The sequence below is a fragment of the Pseudomonas citronellolis genome (assembly GCF_001586155.1).
Lineage (GTDB): Bacteria > Pseudomonadota > Gammaproteobacteria > Pseudomonadales > Pseudomonadaceae > Pseudomonas > Pseudomonas citronellolis.
The window spans coordinates 6,472,465-6,498,056 of sequence record NZ_CP014158.1; the positions used below are offsets into that span (position 1 = coordinate 6,472,465).

The window sequence follows — 25,592 nt, forward strand, 5'->3', positions numbered from 1 at the left end:
GATGAGCGAATACTCGATTTTCACCTCCGAATCCGTATCCGAAGGCCATCCGGACAAGATCGCCGACCAGATCTCCGACGCGGTGCTGGACGCCATCATCGCCAAGGACAAGTACGCCCGCGTGGCCTGCGAGACCCTGGTGAAGACCGGCGTCGCCATCATCGCCGGCGAAGTCACCACCTCGGCCTGGGTCGACCTCGAAGACCTGGTGCGCAAGGTCATCATCGACATCGGCTACAACAGCTCCGACGTCGGCTTCGACGGCGCCACCTGCGGCGTGCTGAACATCATCGGCAAGCAGTCGGTGGACATCAACCAGGGCGTCGACCGCGCCAAGCCCGAGGACCAGGGCGCCGGTGACCAGGGCCTGATGTTCGGCTACGCCAGCAACGAGACCGACGTACTGATGCCGGCGCCGATCTGCTTCTCCCACCGCCTGGTCGAGCGCCAGGCCGAAGCGCGCAAGTCCGGCCTGCTGCCGTGGCTGCGCCCGGACGCCAAGAGCCAGGTCACCTGCCGCTACGAAGGCGGCAAGGTGGTGGGCATCGACGCCATCGTGCTGTCCACCCAGCACAACCCGGAAGTCTCCTACGCCGACCTGCGCGAAGGCGTGATGGAACTGATCATCAAGCACGTGCTGCCGGCCGAGCTGCTGCACAAGGACACCCAGTTCCACATCAACCCGACCGGCAACTTCGTCATCGGCGGGCCGGTGGGCGACTGCGGCCTGACCGGGCGCAAGATCATCGTCGACTCCTACGGCGGCATGGCCCGCCACGGCGGCGGCGCCTTCTCCGGCAAGGACCCGTCCAAGGTCGACCGCAGCGCCGCCTACGCCGGCCGCTACGTGGCCAAGAACATCGTCGCCGCCGGCCTGGCCGAGCGTTGCGAGATCCAGGTGTCCTACGCCATCGGCGTGGCCCAGCCGACCTCCATCTCGGTGAACACCTTCGGCACCGGCAAGATCAGCGACGAGAAGATCGTCCAGCTGGTTCGCGAGCACTTCGACCTGCGTCCGTACGCGATCACCAAGATGCTCGACCTGCTGCACCCGATGTACCAGCCCACTGCGGCCTACGGTCACTTCGGCCGCAATCCGTATGAGCTGACCTACGGTGACGATACCTTCACCGCCTTCACCTGGGAGCGCACCGACAAGGCCGCCGCCCTACGTGATGCGGCTGGCCTGTAAGGTCCGTCCGACGGAATAGCCCTGCTCCAGCGGGCCGTTCATGGTAAGAAAGAATGCCGTTTCTCTGTCTGGGGGAAACGGCATTTTTCGTATGGGGTGGGCCATGGCTTCGCGCGCGCATCCTGTCCTTCGCTCCGACCTCAATCCCATCGCGGACAGAGTCTCCTACCGCATGAGCGAGCATGGCTTTTCGTAGGATGGTGTTGAGCCAAGCGATACCCATCAGCGCAACCGCATGGGTTTCGCAGGCTCAACCCATCCTACGTAAAGCAGCTCGGCGCAGTCGGTGAGACAGTTGCTCCGACGATTCAGGGAAGCTTGGGCGTAGGAGCGGACTCTATCCGCGATTGGATTCACCGTTTGGCGTGAAGTGAAATCACGACGGTCCCTGAATCCTGTTCGCGATGGCGCCGCATCCCGGAAGCCTCCCACACTCCACCCGGCCCCTTCGCGGCGGCGGCGCACCTAGTCTGGAACCCCCTCCAGGCGCAAGGAAGCCCGCCGATGAAAGCCCTGCTCGCCTCAGCCCTGCTGCTCCTCCCCAGCCTCTCCCTGGCCTGCCCCGACTGGCCCGAACAGCGCGCCCGCGAAGAGCTGCTGGGCCTGCGCCAGCAACTGGAAGCCTGGGACCAGGCCTACCACCAGCGCGGCGAAAGCCCGATCGCCGACGAACTCTACGACCAGGCCCGGCAACGCTTCAGCCTTTGGCGCAGCTGTTATCCACAGCTCGCCATCGAGCCGCCCCCGCCGCTGCCGGCCACCCGCGGCAAGCTGCGCCACCCCGCAGCCCATACCGGCCTGGACAAGGCCGCCGACGCCAACGAAGTCCGCCAGTGGATGGCCGGGCGCGAGGACCTCTGGGTGCAGCCCAAGGTCGATGGCGTGGCTGTGACGCTGGTCTACCAGGACGGCGAACTGGTCCAGGCCATCAGCCGTGGCGACGGCATCCATGGCCAGGACTGGACCGCCAACGCCCGCCGCCTGCCGGCCGTGCCGCAACGTCTGCCCGCCACGGGGCGGCTGGTGTTGCAGGGCGAGCTCTACTGGCGCTTGCCGGGCCACGTGCAGGCGCAAAAGGGCGGCCTCGGCGCCCGCGGCAAGGTCGCCGGACTGATGGCGCGCAGCGAGCCGGGCGAACAGGTTTCGCAGGTCGGCCTGTTCGTCTGGGAATTGCCTCACGGCCCCGGGAACATGACGCAACGCCTGGAGCGCCTGAAGGCGCTGGGCCTTGCGGACAGCGCGGCCCTGACGCTGCCGGTGACGGGCTTCGAGGACGCCCAGCGCCAGCGCGAGCACTGGTACCGCAGTCCCCTGCCCTTCGCCAGCGACGGCATCGTCCTCCGCCAGGGCTCGCGCCCCGCCGCGAAGGCCTGGCAGGCCGGCAGCGCCAGTTGGGCGCTGGCCTGGAAATACTCCTACCGCCAGGCCCTGGCCGAGGTGCGCCGGGTGCATTTCCGCATCGGCCGCACCGGACGGGTGACGCCGCTGCTGGAATTGCAGCCGGTGACACTGGACGAGCGCCGCATCGCCCAGGTCAGCCTCGGCTCGACGCGGCGCTGGCAGGCCCTGGACATCCGCCCCGGCGACCAGGTGGCCATCGCCCTGGCCGGCCTGACCATCCCGCGCGTGGAAAGCGTGGTCTGGCGCTCGCCGCAGCGTCTTGCGGTAGAGCCGCCGCAGCCCGGGCGCTACCACGCGCTCAGTTGCTGGCGGGCAACGCCCGGCTGCGAGGAACAGTTCCTCGCCCGTCTCGCCTGGCTGGGCGGCGAACAGGGTTTGGCCTTGGAAGGCGTGGGACCGGGCACCTGGCAGGCACTGCTGGAAGCCGGCCAGCTTGCCGGCCTGCTCGACTGGCTGGAACTGCCGCCGGAAACCCTGCGCCAATTGCCGGGCTTCGCCGAGCACAGTGGCGAACGCCTGCACGCCCAGTTCCGCGCCGCGCGGCAACGTCCCTTCCAGCACTGGTTGCGGGCGCTGGGTGTGCCCCAGGTCGACAGCTTGCCGGCCACCGAAGGTTGGGCCGAACTGAGCACCCGGCAGGCCAGCGACTGGCGCCAGCTGCCGGGCGTCGGGCCGGTCCGGGCCCGGCAACTGCAGGCCTTCTTCGCCGACCACGAGGTGCAGCGCCTGGGCGCCCAGCTCGCCGCGGCCGGGGTAGCCGGCTTCTGAGTCCTCAGCGCAGGCGGAAGGCTTCCTGGTGGAAATTGCGCGCCGGCATGCCGCGCCGGCCGAGGTCGCGCCGCAGCAGGTCGGCCAGGCCCTGCGGGCCGCAGAACCACAGGCTCGGCCAGCGACCGGAGGCGTCCGGCGCCATGCTCAGGTCGTCGCCGCGCAGGTAGCCCTCTTCGGCGCTGTAGTGGACCTTCAGCGCCACGCTGGGCAGGCCGTCGCACAGCTCGCGCAGGCGCCCGGCGTAGATGGCGTCGGCGGGGCTGCGCACGCAGTAGTGCAGCTCCACTTCCGGCGCATCGGCCGGGTGCTGCTGCAGCGCCTCCAGCCAGGCCAGGAAGGGCGTGATGCCGATGCCGCCGGCGATCCACACCTGGCGCTCGCCGCCGCGGCGGAAGTCGAAGCAGCCATAGGGCCCCTCGACCTTGACCGCATCGCCCAGCGCCAGGGCGTCCTGCAGGCGCCGGGTGTAGTCGCCCAGGGCCTTGATGCTGAAGCGCACCTCGCCGTTGCCCTGGTCGGCGCTGGAAATGCTGAAGGGATGCTGCCCCTCCAGGCGGTCGCAGGTGAGGAAGGCGAACTGCCCGGCCTTGTGCCGCCAGTTGCGGCCGAGCCGGCAGGTGACTTCCAGCATGCGCTCGCCGGGCCGCGCCACCGCCACCACCACGCCCTGGTGCGTGCGCCGCCGGCCGATGCGTCCGCTCAGGGCAATCAGCGCGCACAGCGAACCCAGCGCCGCGCACAGCGCCAGCAGCCAGCCCAGCGGCTGCGCCCAGTAGCCGGCCGGCGCCAGCACCACGCCATGGAAGGCCAGCACCAGGTAGACCAGCGCCAGCGCTTTATGCACGTAGCGCCACAGGTGGTAGGGGAAGCGCTGCCAGAGCGTCAGCACCAGCATGGCGGCGAGCAGCCAGGCCGACCACTCGCCCAGTTCCTTGGCCGAGCCGCGGAAGACCTCGAGGAAGGTCTCCACCCGCGGCCCCTTCGCCGGCTTGGCGACGAATTTCGCCAGCAGCGGCCCGCCCAGCTCCAGCAGGTAGTGCAGCAGGCCCAGGCTGATGGCCAGGATGCCCGCCCAGCGGTGCACCCGGTACATGCGGTCGAGCCCGCCCAGCGGCCGCTCCAGCCAGGCCGGGCGTACCGCCAGGAGCATGATCAGCGACATCAGCGCGAAGGCGACGACGCCGCTCAGCAGGATGGCCTGCTTGCGCAGGACCCAGATATCGAAAGTGGCCGGCGGATCGAGCGCGAGCGCCAGCCCGAACGCCGCCAACACGGTGGCGATGACGATGCCTACGAACTTCATATGGCCTCCCTGGTTGCGAGCCTGGTCCGAGACTGGGCGCGCGGCCTTAATCATCCCTGAAGTTCGTATGGGAATTTTCCGCTGTTCGGCCTTGCCATGATCCAGGTCAAGCGCTGGGCAAGGCCGCGGGCGTGCCGCACAATGCCGGACCCGGCCAGGAGACAACCCGCATGCGTATCCGCGTCCTTTCCGACCTGCACCACGAGCACTTCGGCGGCCGCCGCGAGCTGCCCGCGGTGGACGCCGACCTGGTGGTGCTGGCCGGCGACATCCATGAGCACCTGCAGGGCCTGCACTGGGCCCGCGAGGCCTTCCCGGACACGCCGGTGGTCTACGTCGCCGGCAACCACGAGTTCTACGACTCCGACCTGCCCGAGCTGACCCAGGCCATGCGCAACCTGGCCCGCGCCCTGGACATCCACTTCCTGGACAACGACGCGGTGGTCATCGACGGCGTGCGCATCCTCGGCGCCACCCTGTGGACGGACTTCCTGCTCTACGGCGAGGAAACCCTGCCGCTGACGCTGCAGCGCGCGCTGCGGCTGATGCCCGACTTCAGCTGCATCGACTGGTTCACCGCGCCCTTCACCCCGGCGCTCAGCCAGCAGTTGTTCGAGGCCTCGCGGGACTGGCTGACGGCGCAGCTGGCCGAGCCCTTCGCCGGGCCGACCGTGGTGGTCACCCACCATGCGCCCAGCGCCCGCTCCATTCCGCCGCAATATGTCGGCGACAGCCTGTCGCCGGCCTTCGCCTCGGACCTGGAGCACCTGGTGCAGCAGTGCGACCTGTGGCTGCACGGCCACGTGCACGACGCCCTGGACTACCGCATCGGCCGCGCCCGGGTGGTGGCCAACCCGGGCGGCTACCCGGGCGAGCAGGGCGGCTTCGACGCCTACGGCACCGTGGAAGTCTGAGTCACCGGCAACTGCTTGAAGAAGCGCCAGATCTCCGCCGGCCCGTCCAGCTCGGGGTCGGCCATGCCGAACAGGCGCGGCGGCCGATAGCCCGGCTGCGACAACAGATGGCCGCCGCCGTGCACGCTCACCAGTTCCACCGGCGGCATTCCCTCGCCCTGCCATTGCCAGCGCTCCGACCAGACCGGGCCGGGGCGCGTCAGCGGCTCGCGCTGCGCCGGCGCGCTGATGCCGTTGCGCCGCGCCAGCTCGCCGGCCGAAGCCTCGCTGGAGAGCACTTCGCCGCGGTCGCCGAAGCCGAACAGCTTCACCCGCCCGCCGCCGTAGGGGTTGATCGGGTCGCGCGTGCCGTTCATCAGCAGCGCCGCCACCGCCCGCTGCGACTCGCTGCAAGCGTCGTTCGCCGCGCTCGGCAGGCTGGCCGCCACCAGGGCGATGCCGGCCAGCGGCAGTTCGGACTCCGCGGCCATGCGCAGGGCCATCTGCCCGCCGTTGGAGTAGCCGGCGAAGAACACCCGCTGCGGGTCCACCTGGCGCTCGCGCTGGATCCGCCGCACCAGCCGGGTGAGGAAGGCCACGTCGTCGATGTTGCGGGTGCGCGCGCTGTAGCTGGCCACCTTGCGGCAGTCGTTCCAGTGGCCCTCGAAGCCGTCCGGGTAGAGCACCAGGAAGCCGTCGCGGTCGGCCAGGGCGTCGAAGCCGAAGCCGCTGTCGCGGCGCATCAGCTGGCCGTTGCTGCGCGAGGCGTGCAGCACCACCAGCAGCGCCGGGTTCGGCGCCAGGTTGGGCGGCACGTAGAGCACGTAGCCGCGGCGCAGGCCGCCGGCGCGCAGGGAGCTGTCCTCGCTCCCCCCGGTGAGCATCGGCGGGCGCAGTTGCTCGCCGGGCAGCAGGTACCAGGCGCCCACCAGCAGGGCCGCCAGCAACAGCAGGATCAGCGTCTGAACCAGGCGAATCGCGATACGCATCCAGCCTCCCCCGCTCCGCCCGACGGAGCGCGTTCAATGGATCGACCAGGCCGCGGACTGCCATGGGGCAACCCCCACGCGCGCGCTTAATGGCAAACTCTAGACGTTCGTCAGCATCGATATCTCATTTGGTAACGCAGGACCCAAGAATGTTCCGATCCATTACCCTCAGCCTCGCCGCACTGCTCTGCACCGGCGCCTTCGCCGCGCAACCCGAGCAGCCCCTGAGCGGCTGCGCCGCCAAGCAGGCGGCCATCGCCGGCAAGCTGGAAGAAGCCCGCGCCCGCGGCGACAAGGGCGCCATCGCCGGCCTGGAAACCGCCCTGGAAAAGGCCCGCACCTACTGCACCGACGGCAGCCTGACGCAAAAGCGCACCCAGCGCGTGCTGGACGCCGAGCGCGAAGTCAGCCAGCGCGAAAGCGACCTGCGCAAGGCCATGAACAAGGGCGACGCGGAAAAGATCGAGAAGCGCAAGGACAAGCTGGCCGAGGCCCGCGCGGAGCTGGAGCAGGCGAAGCGGGAGTTGGAGGAGTGAGCAGGGCTGGTTGCCTGACTGGCTACCTGTAGGAGCGAGCTTGCTCGCGAACGGTGCCTACCGGTAGCAACAGTGCTTGGGATAAGTCCGCCCCTCTCCCTAACCCTCTCCCTGAAGGGAGAGGGGACCGTTGGGCAGGGTTGGGGATTCTGGAGTCAGCCGGCAGCTCCGGTGGTTTCCAGCTGAAACCATTTCTTCTCTTGGCACGGACTAGCCCCCTCTCCCTTCAGGGAGAGGGCTGGGGAGAGGGAGCGGAGTCAAACCAAAACACCGAGGTCGCCTGGAAACGCTGTTCGCGAGCAAGCTCGCTCCAAAAAAAGCGGAGCCCCCGTCAGAGCGCCCTGAACTTCTTGTGGCAAGCCTCGCAGGCATCTTCCACCGCGGCCAGGTCCTTGCGCACGCCGTCGGCGGTCGGGGTGGCCTGGCGGGTGTTGGCCTCCAGCGCGGCGGCGGCCTGCTGGAAGGTCTTGGCGTCGGCCTGGAACTCCAGCTGGCGCTGCCACAGCTCGTCCCTGGCGCGGCTGTCGCCGCCCTCGTCGGTCGGCTTGCTGGTGGGGAAATACTGCCAGGGCTGGCCGGCCAGCTCGTTGAGCTTAACCGAGTCGGCGCGGAATTTCTCGGCGTCGAAGACCACGCGGCCGCGCAGCATGCCGCCCATGTCCTCGCTGGCGTGGAGCATCTGCTTGAAGATCGCCTGGCGCTTGGCCAGCGGGGAATTCGGATCGAGGCGGTGGCAACCGGCCAGGGCGGCACCGGCCAACAGCAGGACGAGCAGGGTCTTCAGCTTCATGAGCGGACTCTTGTAGGACAGGCCAGACACGGGAGCGGCGGATTATCCGCCGCTACCCGGCATTGATCCAGAGCCCGCGCGCCCGCCTGCGGCCATCCGCCGCAGCGATGCGCGAACCGTTCAGCTGCGGTTCAGGCGGAGACCACAAAGAAGGCAGCGATCAGCGCCATGCCGACGAACCACACCAGCGAACGCAGCAGCGCCAGGTCGGCGAGGTAGAAGATCAGGTAGAGCAGGCGGCTGGTCAGCCAGGCGATGGCCAGGGTATCGAGGGTCGCCGGCTCGGCGTTGCCCACCACGTAGGCCACCAGCACGGCGATGGCGAAGGCCGGGGTGACCTCGAAGCTGTTCAGCTGGAAGGCGTTGGCGCGCTTGCGGTAGCCCTCCAGGCCGGCCAGGAAGGTGCGCGGGTCGTGGTTCTGCCGGGGGCCGAAGCCGCCGCCGGTGAACTTGGCGATGCTGGTGCCCAGGTAGGGCAGGAAGATGGCAATCAGGATGCACCAGAAGGCGATGGGCATGAACGGAGGTCTCGTCGGCTGGGAAGTCGGCAGGTTGCCGCCAAGCATAGGCGAAGGTCAGTGGCCGGCGGGCGGATGCGTGCGCCAAAGCGGCCAATCTCGCGGCCTGTTCGCCTAGCTCAGAGTTTCATCACCAGCATCCCCGCCAGCACCAGGCTGCACGCCAGCAGGCGCGGCAGCCCGAAGGGCTCCTTGAGGAAGCGCATGCCGAACAGCACCACCAGCACCACGCTGGTCTCGCGCAGCGCCGCGGCCTCGGCCACCGAGCCCAGCTGCATGGCCCAGAGCACCAGGCCGTAGCTGGCCATCACGCAGATGCCGACGCACAGACCGAGCTTCCACTGCGTCTGCCAGAAGCGCGCGAAGGCGCGGGTGCGCGCGCCCAGGGCGAGCAGCGGGAAGGGCACGCCGGAGAGCAGCGTCAGCCACACCAGGTAGTCCAGCGGCTGCGGCCAGCGCTTCAGGGCGTGGCCGTCGGTCCAGGTGTAGCTGCCGATGCACAGGCCCATCAGCAGCACCACGGGGAAGGCGATCCAGGGCAGCCGCGAACCGCCGCCGCCCTTGAGCAGGAACAGCATGCCCAGCGGGATCAGCAGGATGCCGAGGACCTGCCGGTCGCTGAGCTGCTCGCCGCCCACCAGCAGCGTCAGCGCCAGCACCACCAGCGGCGACAGGCCGCGCATCAGCGGGTAGACCAGGCCGAGGTCGCCGACCTTGTAGGCCTGGATCAGCAGCACCCGGTAGACCAGCTGCAGGGCCACGGCACTGCCCAGCCAGGGCCAGACCTCGGCCGGCGGCAGGCTGATCCAGGGCAGCAGGGCGAGGGCCACGAGCAGGCCGACGAGGTCCATGCAGGCCACCACCAGCAGGCGGTCGGCGCTGAATTTGACGAGGGTGTTCCAGGCCGCGTGGAGCACGGCGGCGAGCAGCACCAGGGCGGTGGCGAACAAGGCGGGGCTTCCTGGTATAGACCAGTTGCGATTCTAGCGCCTCGCTCCCCATGCCCGGCAAGCCTCGGAAAGGCCTGAAGTGCGCACGCGGCTGCACACCGAGGGGCGTTGCTGGTCTAGACTGGGGGTTTCGCGATCGCCAGAGTCCCCTGCCATGCCCCGAATGCTCAAGTTCCTGTGCTGCTACGTCCTCGTCTCCCTGCTCACCGGCTGCGGCTACAACGCCATGCAGGCCGGCGACGAGCAGGTCAAGGCGGCCTGGTCCGAAGTGCTCAACCAGTACCAGCGGCGCGCCGACCTGGTGCCTAACCTGGTCAACACCGTGAAAGGCTACGCCGCCCACGAGGCCGCCGTGCTCACCCAGGTCACCGAGGCCCGGGCCAGGGTCGGCAGCACCACCCTCAACGCCGACCAGCTCGGCGACGCGGCGGCCATGCAGCGCTTCCAGCAGGCCCAGGGCGAGCTCAGCTCGGCGCTCTCGCGGCTGCTGGTGGTCACCGAGAATTATCCGCAGCTCAAGGCCGACGGCCTGTTCAAGGACCTGCTGACGCAGCTCGAAGGCACCGAGAACCGCATCACCGTGGCCCGCGGCCGCTACGTCAAGGCGGTGCAGGACTACAACGTGCTGATCCGCCAGTTCCCGCAGGTGATCACCGCGAAGATCTTCGGCTACCAGCCCAAGGCCAACTTCAGCGTGGAGAACGAGGCGGCCATCTCCACCGCGCCCAAGGTCGATTTCGGCACGCCGCAGCCGCAACCGGCGCAATGAGCATGCGCGCCTGGCTGCTGGCGCTGGCCCTGCTGTGCTGCGCGGGCCTGGCGCGGGCCGAGGTGGCCGTGCCGCAGCTGAGCGCACGGGTCACCGACCTCACCGCCACCCTCGACGCCGAGCAGCGCGGCCGCCTTGAACAGCAGTTGGCGGCGCTGGAGCAGCGCAAGGGCGCGCAACTGGCGGTGCTGATGATCCCCAGCACCGGCGAGGAGAGCATCGAGCAGTACGCGGTGCGCGCCTTCGAGCAGTGGAAGCTGGGCCGCAAGGGCGTGGACGACGGCGTGCTGCTGGTGGTGGCCAAGGACGACCGCGCCCTGCGCATCGAGGTCGGCTACGGCCTGGAAGGCGCCGTCACCGACGTCCTGGCCGGGCGCATCATCCGCGAGCAGATAGTCCCGCACTTCCGCGAAGGCGACTTCGCCGGCGGCGTGCAGGCCGGGGTGGACAGCCTGGAGAAGCTGATCGACGGCGAGGCGCTGCCCGAGCCCCAGCAGGCTGCGCAGGGCGACGACCTGGGCCTGCCGGCCGGCAGCCTGCTGCCGCTGTTCGCCCTGCTGGCCGGCGTGCCGCTGCTGGGGCGCCTGCTGCCGCTGCCGTTCATGCGCCAGCGCAGCTTCGGCCGCTATGTGGTGTGCAGCGTGATCGTCGGGGTGCTGGCCGGCGTGCTCAGCCTGGTGCTGACCTTCAGCTTCGCCGCGCTGGTCAACAACGGCGTCAGCGCCTTCGTCTTCGCCCTCATCGCCTACCCCTTCTTCCTGCTGCCGGCCGGCTTTTTCCGCGGCGGGCGCGGCGGCGGTTTCGGCGGGGGCGGCTTCGGTGGCCGGGGTGGCGGCGGCTTCGGCGGCGGCGGGGGTTCCAGCGGCGGCGGCGGGGCCTCCGGCCGCTGGTGAGCCTCAGAGCACCGCGGCGCCGGCCTCTTCCTCGCGGATCGAGCGCAGCACCTGGCGCTGCAGTTCGATGAACTCGGCGCTGCCGGCCATCTCCTCGCGGCGCGGGCGCGGCAGGCCCACGTCGAAGGTGGTCTTGATCCGCCCCGGGCCCAGGCCCATGACCACGATGCGGTCGGACAGGTAGACCGCCTCCTCGACGTCGTGGGTGACGAACATCACCGTCAGCCGGTGCGTCTCCCAGATACGCGTGAGCAGCTCCTGCATCTGGTGGCGGGTCATGGCGTCCAGGGCGCCGAAGGGCTCGTCCATCAGCAGGATCTTCGGCCGGTAGGACAGCGCCCGGGCGATCGCCACGCGCTGCTTCATGCCGCCGGACAGCTCGCTGGGATAGGCGTCGGCGAACTTCTCCAGCTTCACCAGCTGCAGGTGCTCGGCGGCGATCTCGCGGCACTCGGCGCGCGAGCGGCCGGCGGCCTTGAGGGCGAACTCGACGTTCTGCCGCGCGGTCAGCCAGGGCAGCAGGGTATAGGCCTGGAACACCACGCCGCGGTCCAGGCCGGGGCCGGCGATGGGCACGCCGTCGACCTTGACGCTGCCGCTGTCGAAGTCCTCGAGCCCCGCGGCGATGGACAGCAGGGTGCTCTTGCCGCAGCCGGAGGTGCCGACGATGGAGACGAACTCGTTGTCCGCCAGGGTCAGGTCGATGTTGCGCAGCACCTCGCGGCGCTCTCTGCCGACCGCGAAGCTCTTGTTCAGGCCGGAAATCTCCAGGGTCGCCATCAGCCGCGCCTCCGGTTGTAGCGGAACAGGACGCGCTCGGCGGCGCGCATGGCCTGGTCGGTGACCAGCCCCAGCAGGCCGAGCAGCAGGATGTAGCCGATGATGGTGTCGGTCTGGAAGAAGCGCTGCGACACCACGATGCGGTAGCCCAGGCCCGAGGTGGCGGCCACCAGCTCGGCCAGCACCAGCCAGGTCCAGGCCCAGCCGAGGCTGATGCGCAGGGCGTCCCAGATGCCCGGCAGGGCGCTGGGCAGGACGATCTTCAGGAGGATGCGCCGGTCGGGCATGCCCAGGGTCCGGCCGAGGCCGACGAAGTCCGGCGGCACGCGCTTGATGGCGTCCATCACCATCAGCACCTGCTGGAAGAAGGTGCCGATCCAGATGATGAGGAATTTCTGGAAGTCGCTGGTGCCGGCCCAGAGGATGCTCAGCGGCACGAAGGCCACCACCGGCATGTAGCGCACGAAGTCCACCAGCGGCTCGGTGGCGGCCTTCCAGAAGCCGTAGCAGCCGGCGAACACGCCGATGACGATGGACATCGCCGAGGAAATCGCGAAGGCCACCAGGATGCGGTAGACGCTGACCTTCAGGTCGGCCCACAGGGTGCCGTCGGCGGCCAGCCTGAGCATGCGCGCCCAGACGTCGCCGGGCGCCGGCAGGAAGATCTTCGGCACCGCGCCGCTGGCGCCGGCCGCCCACCAGGCCAGGGCCAGCAGGACGAATACGCCGCCGCCGATCAGCAGCAGGTGGGTGCGCGCCAGCGGCTTGCCGATGACGAACAGCGGGGAGGGTTTACGGGCGTTCATGCGAGGCTCGGGGTAACGGGGAAAGCGCGCCGATCCTGCGGCCGGCGCGCGGGGTGCGTCAGAGCGCCTCGGCGAAGCGCGCGTCGACGGTCTGCTCCGGGGTCACCGGCTGCTGGATGATGCCGGCTTCGCTGGCGGCCTTCTGGATGTGCGCGAAGGAGTCCTTGACGAAGGCGCCCTTCAGCTCGGCCTTGTTCTCGCCCAGGGAATAGAAGCGCACGCCGTCGAAGGCGCTCTGCAGCTCCGCCGGCTCGGCGCCAACGCCCTTGGCGATGGCCGCGCGGCCTTCGGCGGTGTGGGCCTGGTAGTGTTTCAGGCCGGCTTCCCAGCTCTTGAGCAGGGCCAGCACCTGGCCGGGGCGCTGCTTGAGCACCTCGTCGCGGACCACGAACACGTCGCTGATGATGCCCGGGTCGTCCGAGCCCTTGTACAGCAGGTTCACTTTCGGGTTCTGCTGCCTGGCGGCGCTCAGGTAGGGCTCGTAGGTCACCGCCGCCGGCACCTGGCCGGCGATCAGCGCGGAACCGGCGTTGGCCGCCGGCATCGGCACCGGCTGCACGTCGGCCAGGCTCAGGCCGGCCTTGCGCAGGGCGCTGTGCAGGAGGATGTCGCTGGTGGTGCCTTCTTCGTAGGCGACCTGCTTGCCCTTGAGGTCCTTCAGCGTCTTGATCGAGGGGTCGACGATCAGCGCGTCGGCGCTGGTGCTCTGGTCCAGCAGCAGGACGATCTTCACCGGCAGGCCGGCGGCGACCATGGCCATGGCGGTGTGGGTGGCGAGGTTGCCGCCGTCGATCTGGCCGCTGGCCAGGGCGGCGTTCATGTCCTTGTCTTCGGTGAAGTTGACCAGCTCGACCTTGTCCAGGCCGTTGGCCTTGAAGGCCCCGGCCTGCTCGGCGACGTACCACTGGCCGTAGCCCAGCCAGGGCTGCATGCCCATCTTGAAGGTGCCGGCCTCGGGCTTGAGGTCGGCCTTGGGCTCGGCGGCCTGGGCGGCGCCGCCCAGCAGGACGGCGCAGCAGGTGGCCGCGACGAGGCGGCGCAGCGTGGATGCGATGGGCGCTTGCATGGTGTCTCCCCGGTCTTTTTCTGTGGTGGTACGACGGGGGAGCGGTGGCCCGCACCCGCCGTGGGCGGGCACAGGCTCACACGAAACCGCGCGGATGCAAAGCCTGGATGCGTCGCTGCGGGCCCGCAGGCTCAGGGTTCGAGGTCGTCCCCGTCCTTGAACTGGTCCTTGATGTAGGTGATCTCGGTCTTGCCGTGGGGCGCCGGCAGGCCGTCCGGGCCCATGTTGACGAAGACCATCTTGTCGATGGTGAGGATGCTCTTGCGGGTGATCTTGTTGCGCACGTGGCAGGTCAGGGTGATCGAGGTGCGGCCGAAGTCGGTGGCGGTGATGCCCATCTCGATGATGTCGCCGGTGCGCGCCGAGCTGACGAAGTTGATCTCGGAGATGAACTTGGTGACCACGCGCTGGTTGCCCAGCTGGACGATGGCGTAGATGGCCGCTTCTTCGTCTATCCACTTCAGCAGGCTGCCGCCGAACAGCGAGCCGTTGGGGTTGAGGTCTTCGGGTTTTACCCATTTGCGGGTGTGGAAATTCATGGTGACTCCTTGCTGGTTGCGCCTTGTGAGCGCGATGCCTTGTCGGCAAGTTGACGGGCCGAGCCCCGCCGGCTGCGCAATTATCGCGCGGATCGCCGCTGCGCGTCCTGCCTGGAGTCAGCCCAGGCCGGCCTCCTCGCGGTAGATGCGCGCCTGCTCCACCAGCCAGTCGCGGAAGGCGCGGACGATGGCGGATTCCACCTTGCGCTCGGGAATCATCAGGTAATAGGCATGCTCGCTCAAATAGGCATGTTGCATCGCCACGATCAGCCGGCCCTCGGCCAGCTCGCGCTGGATCAGCATCGGCGGGATCAGCGCCACACCCATGCCCTGCTCGGCCGCCTGGGCGAGCATGGAGAACAGCTCGTAGCGGGTGCCGCTCATGTCGTGGGCGACGCTCATGCCCAGGGAGCCGAACCACTGGCGCCAGGCATAGGGCCGGGTGGTCTGCTGCATCAGCGGCAGCGCGGCGATCGCCTCGGCGCTGAGGCTGGCGCGGCCTTCGAGCAGCTCGGGGCTGCACACCGGCACCGGGTTCTCGCGCATGAGGAAGTGCTTGACCGTGCCGGACCAGGCGCCGTCGCCGAAGTACAGCGCGCAGTCGAAGTCGGTGTCGGCGAAGAGGAAGGGCCGGGTGCGGTTGGTCAGGTTCACCGTGACTTCCGGGTACAGCCCCTTGAAGGCCTTGAGCCGCGGCAGCAGCCATTGGGTGGCGAAGGTCGGCACCACCGCCAGCTCGATGCTGCCGCCGCCCTGCTGGCCCATCACCGCCAGGGTGTCGCGCTCCACTGCGTCCAGCCGCGCGGCGATGCGCCGGCTGTAGCCCAGCCCCGCCTCGGTGAGCTTGACGCCGCGCCGCGAACGGCGGAACAGTTCGACGCCGAGGAACGCCTCCAGCCCGGCGATCTGCCGGCAGATGGCGCTCTGCGTCAGCGACAGTTCCTCGGCGGCCTTGGTGAAGCTCTCGTGGCGCGCCGCCGACTCGAAGCTGACCAGCGCCGCGGTGGTGGGGATCTTGCGCCGCATCGAATGCCTCTTGGGAATCTCGTGATCCGCGAAGCCCGGGAAACAGGCCATTCAAACATTCGTTTCATGGGGCCCGGGCGGTCACGGAGTGAGAAAATAGCACAACAGCGTGCGAATTAGTCGGTTGCCGCACCGGTCGGCGGCTGACTAGGATCGACCGCACTGCGTCCGCCTAAACTGGTCGGACACCCTGTCACTGCCCCGAGGTAACCCGATGGCCACCAAAGCAAGCTTCAACTGGGAAGACCCGCTGCTGCTGGATCAGCAACTCACCGAAGAAGAGCGCATGGTTCGCGACAGCGCCCAGCAGTTCGCCCAGGACAAGCTGGCCCCGCGCGTGCTGGAGGCCTTCCGCCATGAGCAGACCGACCCGGCGATCTTCCGCGAGATGGGCGAGACCGGCCTGCTCGGCGCGACCATCCCCGCCGAGTACGGCGGCAGCGGCCTGAACTACGTGTGCTACGGCCTGATCGCCCGCGAGGTCGAGCGCGTCGACTCCGGCTACCGCTCGATGATGAGCGTGCAGTCGTCCCTGGTCATGGTGCCGATCTACGAGTTCGGCAACGAAGCCACCAAGCAGAAGTACCTGCCGAAACTGGCCAGCGGCGAATACATCGGCTGCTTCGGCCTGACCGAGCCGAACCACGGCTCCGACCCGGGCTCGATGATCACCCGCGCCAAGAAGGTCGACGGCGGCTACCGCCTGTCCGGCGCCAAGATGTGGATCACCAACAGCCCGATCGCCGACGTCTTCGTGGTCTGGGCCAAGGACGACGAAGGCCAGATCCGCGGCTTCGTCCTGGAGAAAGGCTGGGAAGGCCTGAGCGCCCCGGCCATCCACGGCAAGGTCGGCCTGCGCGCCTCCATCACCGGCGAGATCGTGATGGACAACGTGTTCGTCCCCGAAGAGAACGCCTTCCCCGAAGTGCGCGGCCTGCGCGGCCCGTTCACCTGCCTGAACTCGGCCCGCTACGGCATCTCCTGGGGCGCCCTGGGCGCGGCCGAGGCCTGCTGGCACACCGCCCGCCAGTACACCCTGGACCGCAAGCAGTTCGGCCGCCCGCTGGCCGCCAACCAGCTGATCCAGAAGAAACTGGCCGACATGCAGACCGAAATCACCCTCGCCCTGCAAGGCTGCCTGCGCCTGGGCCGGATGAAGGACGAAGGCACCGCCGCGGTGGAAATCACCTCGATCATGAAGCGCAACAGCTGCGGCAAGGCCCTGGACATCGCCCGCATGGCCCGCGACATGCTCGGCGGCAACGGCATCTCCGACGAGTTCGGCGTGGCCCGCCACCTGGTCAACCTGGAAGTGGTGAACACCTATGAAGGTACCCACGACGTCCACGCGCTGATCCTCGGCCGCGCGCAGACTGGCATCCAGGCTTTCTTCTAAGACGAGCCATAAGCTGGAAGCCCGAAGCTGGAAGCCTCTCCGGCGCGGGCTTCCGGCTTCAAGCTTCCCGCTTCCAGCTCCTCTGCGAGGTCATCCATGTCCGGCGCCCTGTCCCATATCCGCGTTCTCGACCTTTCCCGCGTCCTGGCCGGCCCCTGGGCCGGGCAGATCCTCGCCGACCTCGGCGCCGAAGTGATCAAGATCGAACGCCCCGGCAGCGGCGACGACACCCGCGCCTGGGGCCCGCCGTTCCTCAAGGACGCCGAGGGCCGCGACACCAGCGAGGCGGCCTACTACCTGTCGGCCAACCGCAACAAGAAATCCCTCACCATCGATTTCACCCAGCCCGAAGGCCAGCGCCTGGTGCGCGAGCTGGCGGCCAAGGCCGACATCGTGCTGGAGAACTTCAAGGTCGGCGGGCTGAAAAGCTACGGGCTGGACTACGAGTCGCTCAAGCAGCTCAACCCGAAGCTGATCTACTGCTCCATCACCGGCTTCGGCCAGACCGGCCCCTACGCCAAGCGCGCCGGCTACGACTTCATGATCCAGGGCCTGGGCGGCCTGATGAGCATCACCGGGCGCTCCGACAGCGAAGAAGGCGCCGGCCCGGTGAAGGTCGGCGTGGCGCTGACCGACATCCTCACCGGCCTGTACTCGTCCACCGCCATCCTCGCCGCCCTCGCCCACCGCGACGTCAGCGGCATCGGCCAGCACATCGACATGGCCCTGCTCGACGTGCAGGTGGCCTGCCTGGCCAACCAGACGCTGAACTACCTGACCACCGGCATCCCGCCGCGCCGGCTGGGCAACGCCCACCCGAACATCGTGCCCTACCAGGACTTCCCCACCGCCGACGGCGACATGATCCTCACCGTCGGCAACGACGGGCAGTTCCGCAAGTTCTGCGAACTGGCCGGGCACCCGGAATGGGCCGACGACGAACGCTTCGCCAGCAACAAGGCGCGGGTCGCCCACCGCGACGTGCTGATCCCGCTGATCCGCCAGGCCACGGTGATGCGCACCACCGCGCAGTGGATCACCGCGCTGGAGCAGGCCGGCGTGCCCTGCGGGCCGATCAACGACCTGGCCCAGGTGTTCGCCGACCCGCAGGTGATCGCCCGCGGCCTGCGCGTGGACCTGCCGCACCCGCTGGCCGGCAGCGTGCCCCAGGTGGCCAGCCCGATCCGCCTGTCGCAGACCCCCGTCGAGTACCGCAACGCCCCACCGACCCTCGGCCAGCACACCGAGCAGATCCTCGAGAACGTGCTCGGCCTGGACGCCGCCGCCATCGGCAAGCTGCGCGAGCAGGGCGTGATCTGAACCCGTGCGCCGCCGCGCCAGGGTATTCACGGCCCCTGGCGCGGCGCGGGCGGGCCCGGCGGACGACGGAAAACCTTTGGCTTGCCGCCCGGCATCGCTATAATCCGCAGGCTTCACCGGCCGGCTCCGCTCCGGCCGTTCCCGCCACCCGTTCCGAGGGGCGCTGCAGCAAGCCAAGGCTTGTCAGGCTCGGACGGGGCGCGTCCCGGTCGGCGTCCGCCGGCCGTTAACGCATCAACGGCGCCCATTCGCAGACAACGAATGGAGAGTTACGCATGAGCGCTGTCATGACGCCTGCCGGTTTCACCGACTATAAAGTCGCCGACATTTCCCTGGCCGCCTGGGGCCGCCGCGAGCTGATCATCGCCGAGTCCGAGATGCCGGCACTGATGGGCCTGCGCCGCAAGTACGCCGCCAGCCAGCCGCTCAAGGGCGCCAAGATCCTCGGCTGCATCCACATGACCATCCAGACCGGCGTGCTCATCGAGACCCTGGTCGCCCTCGGCGCCGAAGTGCGCTGGTCGTCCTGCAACATCTTCTCCACCCAGGACCAGGCCGCCGCCGCCATCGCCGCCGCCGGCATCCCGGTGTTCGCCTGGAAGGGCGAGACCGAGCAGGAATACGAGTGGTGCATCGAGCAGACCATCCTCAAGGATGGCCAGCCGTGGGACGCCAACATGGTGCTGGATGACGGCGGTGACCTGACCGAGATCCTGCACAAGAAATACCCGGCGATGCTGGAGAAGATCCACGGCATCACCGAAGAGACCACCACCGGCGTGCACCGCCTGCTCGACATGCTCAAGGCCGGCACCCTGAAAGTCCCGGCGATCAACGTCAACGACTCGGTGACCAAGAGCAAGAACGACAACAAGTACGGCTGCCGCCACAGCCTCAACGACGCCATCAAGCGCGGCACCGACCACCTGCTGTCCGGCAAGCAGGCCCTGGTGATCGGCTACGGCGACGTGGGCAAGGGCTCGGCGCAATCGCTGCGCCAGGAAGGCATGATCGTCAAGGTCTCGGAAGTCGACCCGATCTGCGCCATGCAGGCCTGCATGGACGGCTTCGAAGTCGTCTCGCCCTACAAGAACGGCCTGAACGACGGCACCGAGGCCAGCGTCGACGCCGCCCTGCTGGGCAAGATCGACCTGATCGTCACCACCACCGGCAACGTCAACGTCTGTGACGCCGGCATGCTCAAGGCCCTGAAGAAGCGCGCCGTGGTCTGCAACATCGGCCACTTCGACAACGAGATCGACACCGCCTTCATGCGCAAGACCTGGGCCTGGGAAGAGGTCAAGCCGCAGGTGCACAAGATCCACCGCACCGGCAAGGACGGCTTCGATCCGCACAACGACGACTACCTGATCCTGCTCGCCGAGGGCCGCCTGGTGAACCTGGGCAACGCCACCGGCCACCCGAGCCGCATCATGGACGGTTCCTTCGCCAACCAGGTGCTGGCGCAGATCCACCTGTTCGAGCGCAAGTTCGCCGACCAGCCGGCCGCCGAGAAGGCCAAGCGCCTGACCGTCGAAGTGCTGCCGAAGAAGCTCGACGAGGAAGTCGCCCTGGAGATGGTCCGCGGCTTCGGCGGCGTGGTCACCCAACTGACGCCGAAACAGGCCGAGTACATCGGCGTGACCGTCGAAGGTCCGTTCAAGCCCGATACTTACCGCTACTAAGCCGAAAGCCGGAAGCTGGAAGCTGGAAGCCCTGGCGGCTCCGCTTCCAGCCTCAGGCTTCAAGCTTCAAGCTTGGAAAAAGCCATGTCCCAAGATCGCCGCTTCAGCTTCGAGTTCTTCCCCGCCAAGACCGAAGCCGGGCATGAAAAACTGCTGGCCACCGCGCGCCAGCTGGCCGGCTACAAGCCGGACTTCTTCTCCTGCACCTACGGCGCCGGCGGTTCCACCCGCGACCGCACCCTGGTCACCGTCCTGCAGCTGGACGGCGAGGTGAACGTCCCCACCGCGCCGCACCTGTCCTGCGTCGGCGACACCAAGGCCGAGCTGCACGCCCTGCTCGCCCACTACAAGGACGCCGGCATCCGCCGCATCGTCGCCCTGCGCGGCGACCTGCCCTCGGGCATGGGCATGGCCAGCGGCGAGCTGCGCTACGCCAACGAGCTGGTGGAGTTCATCCGCGCCGAGACCGGCGACCACTTCCACATCGAGGTCGCTGCCTACCCGGAAGTACATCCGCAGGCACGCAATTCCGAGCACGATCTGGCCAATTTCGTACGCAAGGTCAAGGCCGGTGCTGACAGTGCAATCACGCAGTATTTCTTCAACGCCGACAGCTATTTCCACTTCGTCGAGCGTGCACAGAAGTTGGGCGTCGACATCCCGATCGTCCCGGGCATCATGCCGATCACCAACTACTCTAAGCTGGCGCGTTTCTCGGACGCCTGTGGCGCCGAAATCCCCCGCTGGATCCGCAAGCAGCTGGAAGCCTATGGCGACGACATCGCCAGCATCCAGTCCTTCGGCGAGCAGGTGATCACCGAGATGTGCGAACGTCTGCTGGACGGCGGCGCCCCCGGGCTGCATTTCTACACGCTGAACCAGGCCGACCCCAGCCTGGCACTGTGGAAAAACCTGAAGCTGCCCCGCTAGCGCAACGGCGTTCCGCCGCCCGCCACGGGCGGCGGTTCACCGACCAGGACGCTAGAGGTTGCACATGGCATGGCACATGCCCCCTCTCTGATCTACCTCGTGTACGGTCGCCAGACCTACCATCAGGAAGCCCTGTTCAGCATCGCCAGCGCCATCGCCCGGGCACGGGAAACGCCGCAGCTGCGCCTGGACATCCAGGTCGTCACCGATGACGGCGCCCCCTACGCCGGGCTGCCGGTGCGGGTGCGCCACATCGACGCAGGCACCCTGGCCGGCTGGTACGGGCCGCACGGCTATCACTTCCGCGCCAAGCACGTGGCCCTGCGCCAGGCGCTCGACGAACTGCCCGCCGCCGTGCTGATCGACACCGACACCTTCTTCCGCGTATCGCCGGCCCGGCTGTTCGCCCAGGTGCGGCCCGGCGCCCTGCTGTGCAACGCCGTGCGGCACCGGCTTGGCGACTCGCAGGCGCCCGTCTACCGCCAGTTGATCGAGCCCCTGAAGGCCCGCGGGCTGGCCGACGAACGGACGCCGCTGATCAATTCCGGGGTGATCGGGCTGGCCCGCAAAGACGCCGCCGTACTCGACCGTTCGTTGGAATTGATGGATGACCTCTACCCAATTGCCCGCGCAGCCTATAATCTTGAAGAGTTCGTTCTGGCGATTGCGGCCTACAGACAACTGGAACCGGTCGGCTGTACCGACCTCATCCACCATTATTGGAGCCGCAAGCAGTTGTTCCGGGCGAAAGTCCAGGCCTGGCTGCACAAGCACCGAACGTCCCTTCTCAGCCCCCTGGCTCTCGACGACACCCAACTGGTGACCGACCGCCTGCCGCGTCCACCACGTGCCGCGCGCCTGTTGTACAAGCTGAGAACACTGCCGTTGCCGGTCCCGATGCGCCAGTTCAGCCTGGAGCTGTTCTACGGGTGCCACGACTACGACAACGAGTTCGACCGGGCCTGCGGCCCCGTCTGGTGGGAAAAGGCCGTGACCAATGTCATCGCGCGCCATCCCGACCAGCCGGTGCAAGAGCAGCTCGGTGAATGGCTGAACCAAAAGGTGTTGCGCCATCTCCTCGGCCCAAGGCTCGAGGAGATACGCCGGCACCTACGCCAGCAGGACCTGCTCTGAACGGCAGGCCAGCGCTGGCAGCGCCTCTGCCCTTCCGGGGCCGGGCGCAACCCCAGGCCGGCGGCCCTTGCCGCCGGCCCCCGGAGGAGCCCGCGAGGGCCCCTGCCAGTAGCTCGGCCATGGGTGCATACGCAGCGCCCCGCGCCGTCCCTCTTCCCGCCACGGGAACGAGGGTACAGAGGAGTTCGAAGAACTTGGTGACTTCACATTCGCCGGCCAGCCGCCGGCTCATATAGGAATACCCCGCATGTCCTTTTCCTCCCTCGGTCTCTCCGAGGCGCTGGCCCGCGCAGTAGAGGCGGCGGGCTACAGCCAGCCCACCCCTGTCCAGGAGCGGGCGATTCCCGCCGTATTGCAAGGTCGCGACCTGATGGTCGCGGCCCAGACCGGCACCGGCAAGACCGGTGGCTTCGCCCTTCCGGTGCTCGAGCGGCTGTTCCCCGAAGGCCATCCCGACCGTGAACACCGCCACGGCCCGCGCCAGGCGCGCGTGCTGGTGCTGACGCCGACCCGCGAGCTGGCCGCCCAGGTCCACGACAGCTTCAAGGTCTATGCCCGCGACCTGCCCCTGAAGAGCGCCTGCATCTTCGGCGGCGTCGGCATGAATCCCCAGGTCCAGGCCATGTCCAAGGGCGTCGACGTGCTGGTGGCCTGCCCCGGCCGCCTGCTCGACCTGATCGGCCAGGGCAGCGTCGACCTCTCCCGCGTGGAAATCCTGGTCCTCGACGAAGCCGACCGCATGCTCGACATGGGCTTCATCCACGACGTCAAGAAGGTCCTCGCCAAGCTGCCGCCCAAGCGCCAGAACCTGCTGTTCTCGGCGACCTTCTCGAAAGACATCACCGACCTCGCCAACAAGCTGCTGCACAACCCCGAGCGCATCGAGGTCACCCCGCCGAACACCACCGTCGAGCGCATCGAACAGCGCGTGTTCCGCATCCCCTCGGTACAGAAGCGCGCCCTGCTGGCGCACCTGGTGACCGTGGGCGCCTGGGAGCAGGTGCTGGTCTTCACTCGCACCAAGCACGGCGCCAACCGCCTCGCCGAATACCTGAGCAAACACGGCCTGCCGGCCGCCGCGATCCACGGCAACAAGAGCCAGAACGCGCGCACCAAGGCCCTGGCCGACTTCAAGACCAACGACGTGCGCATCCTGGTGGCCACCGACATCGCCGCCCGCGGCCTGGACATCGACCAGTTGCCCCACGTGGTCAACTACGAGCTGCCCAACGTCGAGGAAGACTACGTCCACCGCATCGGCCGCACCGGCCGTGCCGGGCGCAGCGGCGAGGCCATCTCGCTGGTGGCCCCGGACGAAGAGAAGCTGCTCAAGGCCATCGAGCGCCTGACCAGGCAACAGATTCCCGCCGGCGACACCCAGGGCTTCGACCCCGAGGCGGTGCTGCCGGAAGTGGCCCTGCCCGAGCCCAAGGAACAGCCCCAGCGCCAGCCACGCAAGGACAAGGCCAAGCGCGAGCGCAAGCCCAGGGACAAGGAGCCGCAGCAGGCGCAACCCGCCGCCGAGGCAGCCCATGCCGACGCCGGCGCCGAGCAGGGCGACAAGCCGGCCGGTAAGCGCCGCCGCCGTGGCGGTCGCGGCAAGAAGAAGGGCGAGGCCCAGGCCCAGGGCGAGCAGCAGCCGGGCCAGCAGGCCCAGCGCGGCGACGGCCAGGCCAAGCAGCCCAGGCCACCCAAGCCGGCCGCGCAGAGCAACGACCGCGACCCCGAGGAATTCCTCGACGACGACTACGACAACTTCGGCAACCGTGCCGACTACGTCAGTCCCTTCCCGGACAAGGACGTGCAACGCGGCCAGCGCCGTCGCGGCGGCCATCCCCAGGGCCAGGCGTCCCAGGGCCAGCGTGCCCGCGGCCAGGGCCAAGCTCAGGCTCAGGGCCAAGGCCAGAAGCAGGGCAAGCCGGGTCAGAAAGGCACCGGCCAGGGCGGCCAGGGCGCCCGCGGCAAGAACGCCAACGGCCAGGCCCGCGGCGGCCAGGGCGGCAACGCCCAGGGCAAGCAGCGCGCCGCCCGCAAGCGCGGCGGCAAGGGCCAACCCTCGCTGATGAGCGATGCGCCGCTGCGCGAGCCGAGCGAGTACGGCGCCGCCAAGCCGACCCGCCAGCCGGTGGTGATCAACAAGCGCGACCTGGTCCGCGGCGACCGCTTCCCCACCGCCGAGCAACTGGAAGAACTGGAACCGCGCCGCGACAAGGGCGAACGCCCGGCGCTGCTGACGCGCAATCGTTGAGTGCCAGTTGCTGAAGAAACCGCCCCTCGGGGTAATGCCAGTCAGTTAAGCTGACTGGCATTTTCATTTTCGTGTCGAATATTTTGCTGGTCGCTGCTTCACCGTTCTCGGGAACCAGCGATCAGGTCGCCGATGAGGTAGGACATACTGCGCCGCTGAGGCCTGCAAATCTGCCAGAAATCCTGGCAAGTTACCGGGATGGTTCAGCGACGTGCCATGCAGCAAGCCCAGGATTGCCCAACTGCAGGCGGTAAAACTCATTTCGCATGGGTATACCCCCGGGCACTGCCTCGACATCTGTACCATCTGATAACGTAACAGGTTGTAGCCCAGCAGCACGCCCCACAGTTCTTGCGCAATCATCTCCGGAGTCTTGCTTCTCAGGGTGTATTCGCCGCCCAAAAGTCCTTGCTTGATCTCCCGATAGCCCAGTTCGATTTCCCAGCGCTGACTGTAAAGATCGACGATCTCATCGCCAGGGAAACGCAGCGGATCGGTCATTGAGGTCAAGACGCTCACCACCTTTCCTTTGATCGTTTTGCTCAGCAACCTCGCTCGAATTTCCAACGGCAAGTCTGGCCATTGTTTGCGAGCCTGAGGCGATGTACGCAGAACGACCTGGGCATCATTGCGCCCAAGCTTGTGCTCTACCTCATACTGAGTGCCCTTTTTCAAAGGGATCAGCCAGTGTCGATGCTCGCCGTGCGATTGCCAGTGATGCAGCAAGCCCAACGAGTAGAAACCTTTGTCGAACAGGGTCAACGAATGATTCGGCGTGGTGGCGATCAGCTGTTCTGCCAGCTTCATTTCGCTACTGTGATAGCCCTCGAAAGTGCTGCTTATCAGTAGATGGCTGGTCAGCTCCATCTGACAGACCATCCGAACTTGAGGAAAGCTGCCGTCACCATGCTGGTTGGTCGCGCTGCCGTAGCACGCACGATTTTCTGCGGTATCAGGCGTATCCAGACAACGCCGTCCACGCCAAGCAGCGTCAATCCCAACCACTGCGGATGTTTGGTTTCTTCGTGCCATCGCTGCTGGGTCAGCGTAAAGACTTCGCGTACAGCTTCGCTACCCAGCCGCTGCCGCCCTTGCACAACAGCGCTGGGCGCCACCAGCGGCCGCTTGCCCGGTAGCATGATGTCCATGTGGTTCACGACATCCCAAGCCGACATCCGGCGGAACAACGCCATGCCGATGATGCACCACACCAGGCTTTCAAGCGGAAGACGACGCTTGCGAATGGTCGAGACACCTGCAGTCTCGAAAGCCTGTTTCACGATGTCTGGATCGAGCAAAGCTCCCAGCCCCTCCAGCGCATGAGGCCGCGATGCCATTTCGTGAGTGAGGGACAGGGCTTGTGACAGGCGCATAAAAAATCCGATGCTCGTTTCCAAGCATCGGATTTTGCGGCCTGCAGACTAAAGGTCAATGTGTCAGCCTTAACTGACTGGCATTACCCCTCGGGGCGGTTTTTTCTTGGCTGTGCGCAGGGTCTGGTCCTGTAGGAGCGAGCTTGCTTGCGAATGGTGTTCGCGGCAGGCATTTGCTAAGAGCACCCTCTCCCCAGCCCTCTCCCTGAAGGGAGAGGGAGCTTGTCCGTGCCGAGAGAGGTCTTGGCGTCAATCGGAAACTTCGTAGCAGCCGGCTAACGCCG

The 25,592-nt window shown here is 67.9% G+C and carries 22 protein-coding genes, 1 pseudogene and 1 riboswitch; of the genes and pseudogenes, 12 read left to right on the forward strand and 11 right to left on the reverse strand.

What is annotated here, in order from left to right; genetic code table 11:
* The first annotated feature begins 1 nt into the window (after position 1).
* Both metK and ligB read left to right on the forward strand, forming a co-directional pair.
* Complete coding sequence (gene metK, locus PcP3B5_RS28235; protein WP_009613672.1) at positions 2 to 1,192, forward strand: methionine adenosyltransferase; 1,191 nt, start codon at positions 2 to 4, stop codon at positions 1,190 to 1,192.
* Positions 1,193 to 1,696: 504 nt separating this feature from the next.
* Positions 1,697 to 3,361 (forward strand): NAD-dependent DNA ligase LigB, encoded by a 1,665-nt coding sequence (gene ligB, locus PcP3B5_RS28240; RefSeq protein WP_061563000.1) that lies wholly within the window; start codon positions 1,697 to 1,699, stop codon positions 3,359 to 3,361.
* Positions 3,362 to 3,365: 4 nt separating this feature from the next.
* Here ligB and PcP3B5_RS28245 read toward each other — a convergent pair whose 3' ends face one another.
* Positions 3,366 to 4,667 (reverse strand): ferredoxin reductase family protein, encoded by a 1,302-nt coding sequence (locus tag PcP3B5_RS28245; protein WP_061563001.1) that lies wholly within the window; start codon positions 4,665 to 4,667, stop codon positions 3,366 to 3,368.
* A gap of 170 nt (positions 4,668 to 4,837) precedes the next feature.
* Here PcP3B5_RS28245 and PcP3B5_RS28250 point away from each other — a divergent pair, with 170 nt between their 5' ends.
* Complete coding sequence (locus tag PcP3B5_RS28250; RefSeq protein ID WP_061563002.1) at positions 4,838 to 5,581, forward strand: metallophosphoesterase; 744 nt, start codon at positions 4,838 to 4,840, stop codon at positions 5,579 to 5,581.
* Here the strand turns inward: PcP3B5_RS28250 and PcP3B5_RS28255 are convergent.
* On the reverse strand, positions 5,560 to 6,549 hold the full coding sequence (locus PcP3B5_RS28255) for a CE1 family esterase (RefSeq protein ID WP_061563003.1): 990 nt from the start codon (positions 6,547 to 6,549) through the stop codon (positions 5,560 to 5,562). The genes PcP3B5_RS28250 and PcP3B5_RS28255 overlap by 22 nt on opposite strands.
* A 149-nt stretch (positions 6,550 to 6,698) precedes the next feature.
* Between PcP3B5_RS28255 and PcP3B5_RS28260 the strand changes: the two genes are divergently transcribed.
* Positions 6,699 to 7,085 (forward strand): DUF1090 domain-containing protein, encoded by a 387-nt coding sequence (locus PcP3B5_RS28260; protein WP_043268440.1) that lies wholly within the window; start codon positions 6,699 to 6,701, stop codon positions 7,083 to 7,085.
* Positions 7,086 to 7,416: 331 nt separating this feature from the next.
* On the opposite strand, the gene PcP3B5_RS28265 is transcribed toward PcP3B5_RS28260, so the two are convergent.
* From PcP3B5_RS28265 to PcP3B5_RS28275, 3 genes are all read right to left on the reverse strand, one after another.
* Entirely contained in the window at positions 7,417 to 7,875 is a 459-nt protein-coding gene (locus PcP3B5_RS28265; RefSeq protein WP_043268438.1) for a c-type cytochrome, read from the reverse strand.
* 131 nt (positions 7,876 to 8,006) lie between these two features.
* Positions 8,007 to 8,393: an MAPEG family protein gene (locus PcP3B5_RS28270; protein ID WP_009613679.1), complete on the reverse strand. Its 387-nt coding sequence runs from the start codon at positions 8,391 to 8,393 to the stop codon at positions 8,007 to 8,009.
* 119 nt (positions 8,394 to 8,512) lie between these two features.
* Positions 8,513 to 9,343, reverse strand: a complete 831-nt coding sequence (locus PcP3B5_RS28275; protein WP_061563004.1) for an EamA family transporter — start codon at positions 9,341 to 9,343, stop codon at positions 8,513 to 8,515.
* A 154-nt stretch (positions 9,344 to 9,497) separates the two neighbouring features.
* Between PcP3B5_RS28275 and PcP3B5_RS28280 the strand changes: the two genes are divergently transcribed.
* Both PcP3B5_RS28280 and PcP3B5_RS28285 read left to right on the forward strand, forming a co-directional pair.
* The gene (locus PcP3B5_RS28280) at positions 9,498 to 10,112 is read left to right on the forward strand and encodes a LemA family protein (protein ID WP_009613681.1); all 615 of its coding nucleotides are present in this window, start codon (positions 9,498 to 9,500) and stop codon (positions 10,110 to 10,112) included.
* Positions 10,113 to 10,114: 2 nt separating this feature from the next.
* The gene (locus PcP3B5_RS28285; protein WP_173427883.1) at positions 10,115 to 11,005 is read left to right on the forward strand and encodes a TPM domain-containing protein; all 891 of its coding nucleotides are present in this window, start codon (positions 10,115 to 10,117) and stop codon (positions 11,003 to 11,005) included.
* A gap of 3 nt (positions 11,006 to 11,008) precedes the next feature.
* Here the strand turns inward: PcP3B5_RS28285 and PcP3B5_RS28290 are convergent, their stop codons facing one another.
* The 5 genes from PcP3B5_RS28290 to PcP3B5_RS28310 form a co-directional block, all read right to left on the reverse strand.
* On the reverse strand, positions 11,009 to 11,785 hold the full coding sequence (locus PcP3B5_RS28290) for an ABC transporter ATP-binding protein (protein ID WP_009613683.1): 777 nt from the start codon (positions 11,783 to 11,785) through the stop codon (positions 11,009 to 11,011).
* Positions 11,785 to 12,591, reverse strand: a complete 807-nt coding sequence (locus tag PcP3B5_RS28295; protein WP_009613685.1) for an ABC transporter permease — start codon at positions 12,589 to 12,591, stop codon at positions 11,785 to 11,787. The genes PcP3B5_RS28290 and PcP3B5_RS28295 overlap by 1 nt, the downstream gene beginning before the upstream one ends.
* 58 nt (positions 12,592 to 12,649) lie before the next feature.
* Positions 12,650 to 13,657 (reverse strand): ABC transporter substrate-binding protein, encoded by a 1,008-nt coding sequence (locus tag PcP3B5_RS28300; protein ID WP_061563005.1) that lies wholly within the window; start codon positions 13,655 to 13,657, stop codon positions 12,650 to 12,652.
* Between the two features lie 131 nt (positions 13,658 to 13,788).
* On the reverse strand, positions 13,789 to 14,196 hold the full coding sequence (locus PcP3B5_RS28305) for an acyl-CoA thioesterase (protein ID WP_009613689.1): 408 nt from the start codon (positions 14,194 to 14,196) through the stop codon (positions 13,789 to 13,791).
* 117 nt (positions 14,197 to 14,313) lie between these two features.
* A complete protein-coding gene (locus PcP3B5_RS28310) occupies positions 14,314 to 15,222 on the reverse strand; it encodes a LysR family transcriptional regulator (protein ID WP_043268428.1) in 909 nt (302 codons plus the stop codon).
* A 214-nt stretch (positions 15,223 to 15,436) separates the two neighbouring features.
* Between PcP3B5_RS28310 and PcP3B5_RS28315 the strand changes: the two genes are divergently transcribed.
* The 6 genes from PcP3B5_RS28315 (at position 15,437) to PcP3B5_RS28340 (ending at position 23,935) form a co-directional block, all read left to right on the forward strand.
* Positions 15,437 to 16,618 carry an acyl-CoA dehydrogenase gene (locus tag PcP3B5_RS28315; protein WP_009613692.1) on the forward strand — a complete coding sequence of 394 codons (1,182 nt, stop codon included), beginning with the start codon at positions 15,437 to 15,439 and terminating at the stop codon, positions 16,616 to 16,618.
* A gap of 96 nt (positions 16,619 to 16,714) precedes the next feature.
* Entirely contained in the window at positions 16,715 to 17,938 is a 1,224-nt protein-coding gene (locus PcP3B5_RS28320) for a CaiB/BaiF CoA transferase family protein (protein ID WP_043268426.1), read from the forward strand.
* Between the two features lie 149 nt (positions 17,939 to 18,087).
* Positions 18,088 to 18,191: riboswitch (S-adenosyl-L-homocysteine riboswitch) on the forward strand.
* A 22-nt stretch (positions 18,192 to 18,213) separates the two neighbouring features.
* Positions 18,214 to 19,623 carry an adenosylhomocysteinase gene (ahcY, locus tag PcP3B5_RS28325; protein WP_009613696.1) on the forward strand — a complete coding sequence of 470 codons (1,410 nt, stop codon included), beginning with the start codon at positions 18,214 to 18,216 and terminating at the stop codon, positions 19,621 to 19,623.
* 84 nt (positions 19,624 to 19,707) lie between these two features.
* On the forward strand, positions 19,708 to 20,553 hold the full coding sequence (gene metF / locus PcP3B5_RS28330; protein WP_043268424.1) for a methylenetetrahydrofolate reductase [NAD(P)H]: 846 nt from the start codon (positions 19,708 to 19,710) through the stop codon (positions 20,551 to 20,553).
* Between the two features lie 69 nt (positions 20,554 to 20,622).
* Complete coding sequence (locus PcP3B5_RS28335) at positions 20,623 to 21,687, forward strand: hypothetical protein (protein ID WP_043268422.1); 1,065 nt, start codon at positions 20,623 to 20,625, stop codon at positions 21,685 to 21,687.
* Positions 21,688 to 21,934: 247 nt separating this feature from the next.
* Positions 21,935 to 23,935, forward strand: a complete 2,001-nt coding sequence (locus tag PcP3B5_RS28340) for an RNA helicase RhlE2 (RefSeq protein WP_061563006.1) — start codon at positions 21,935 to 21,937, stop codon at positions 23,933 to 23,935.
* A 63-nt stretch (positions 23,936 to 23,998) separates the two neighbouring features.
* Here the strand turns inward: PcP3B5_RS28340 and PcP3B5_RS28345 are convergent.
* Positions 23,999 to 25,308 (reverse strand): annotated as a pseudogene (locus PcP3B5_RS28345) (IS4 family transposase).
* Between the last annotated feature and the right edge of the window lie 284 nt (positions 25,309 to 25,592).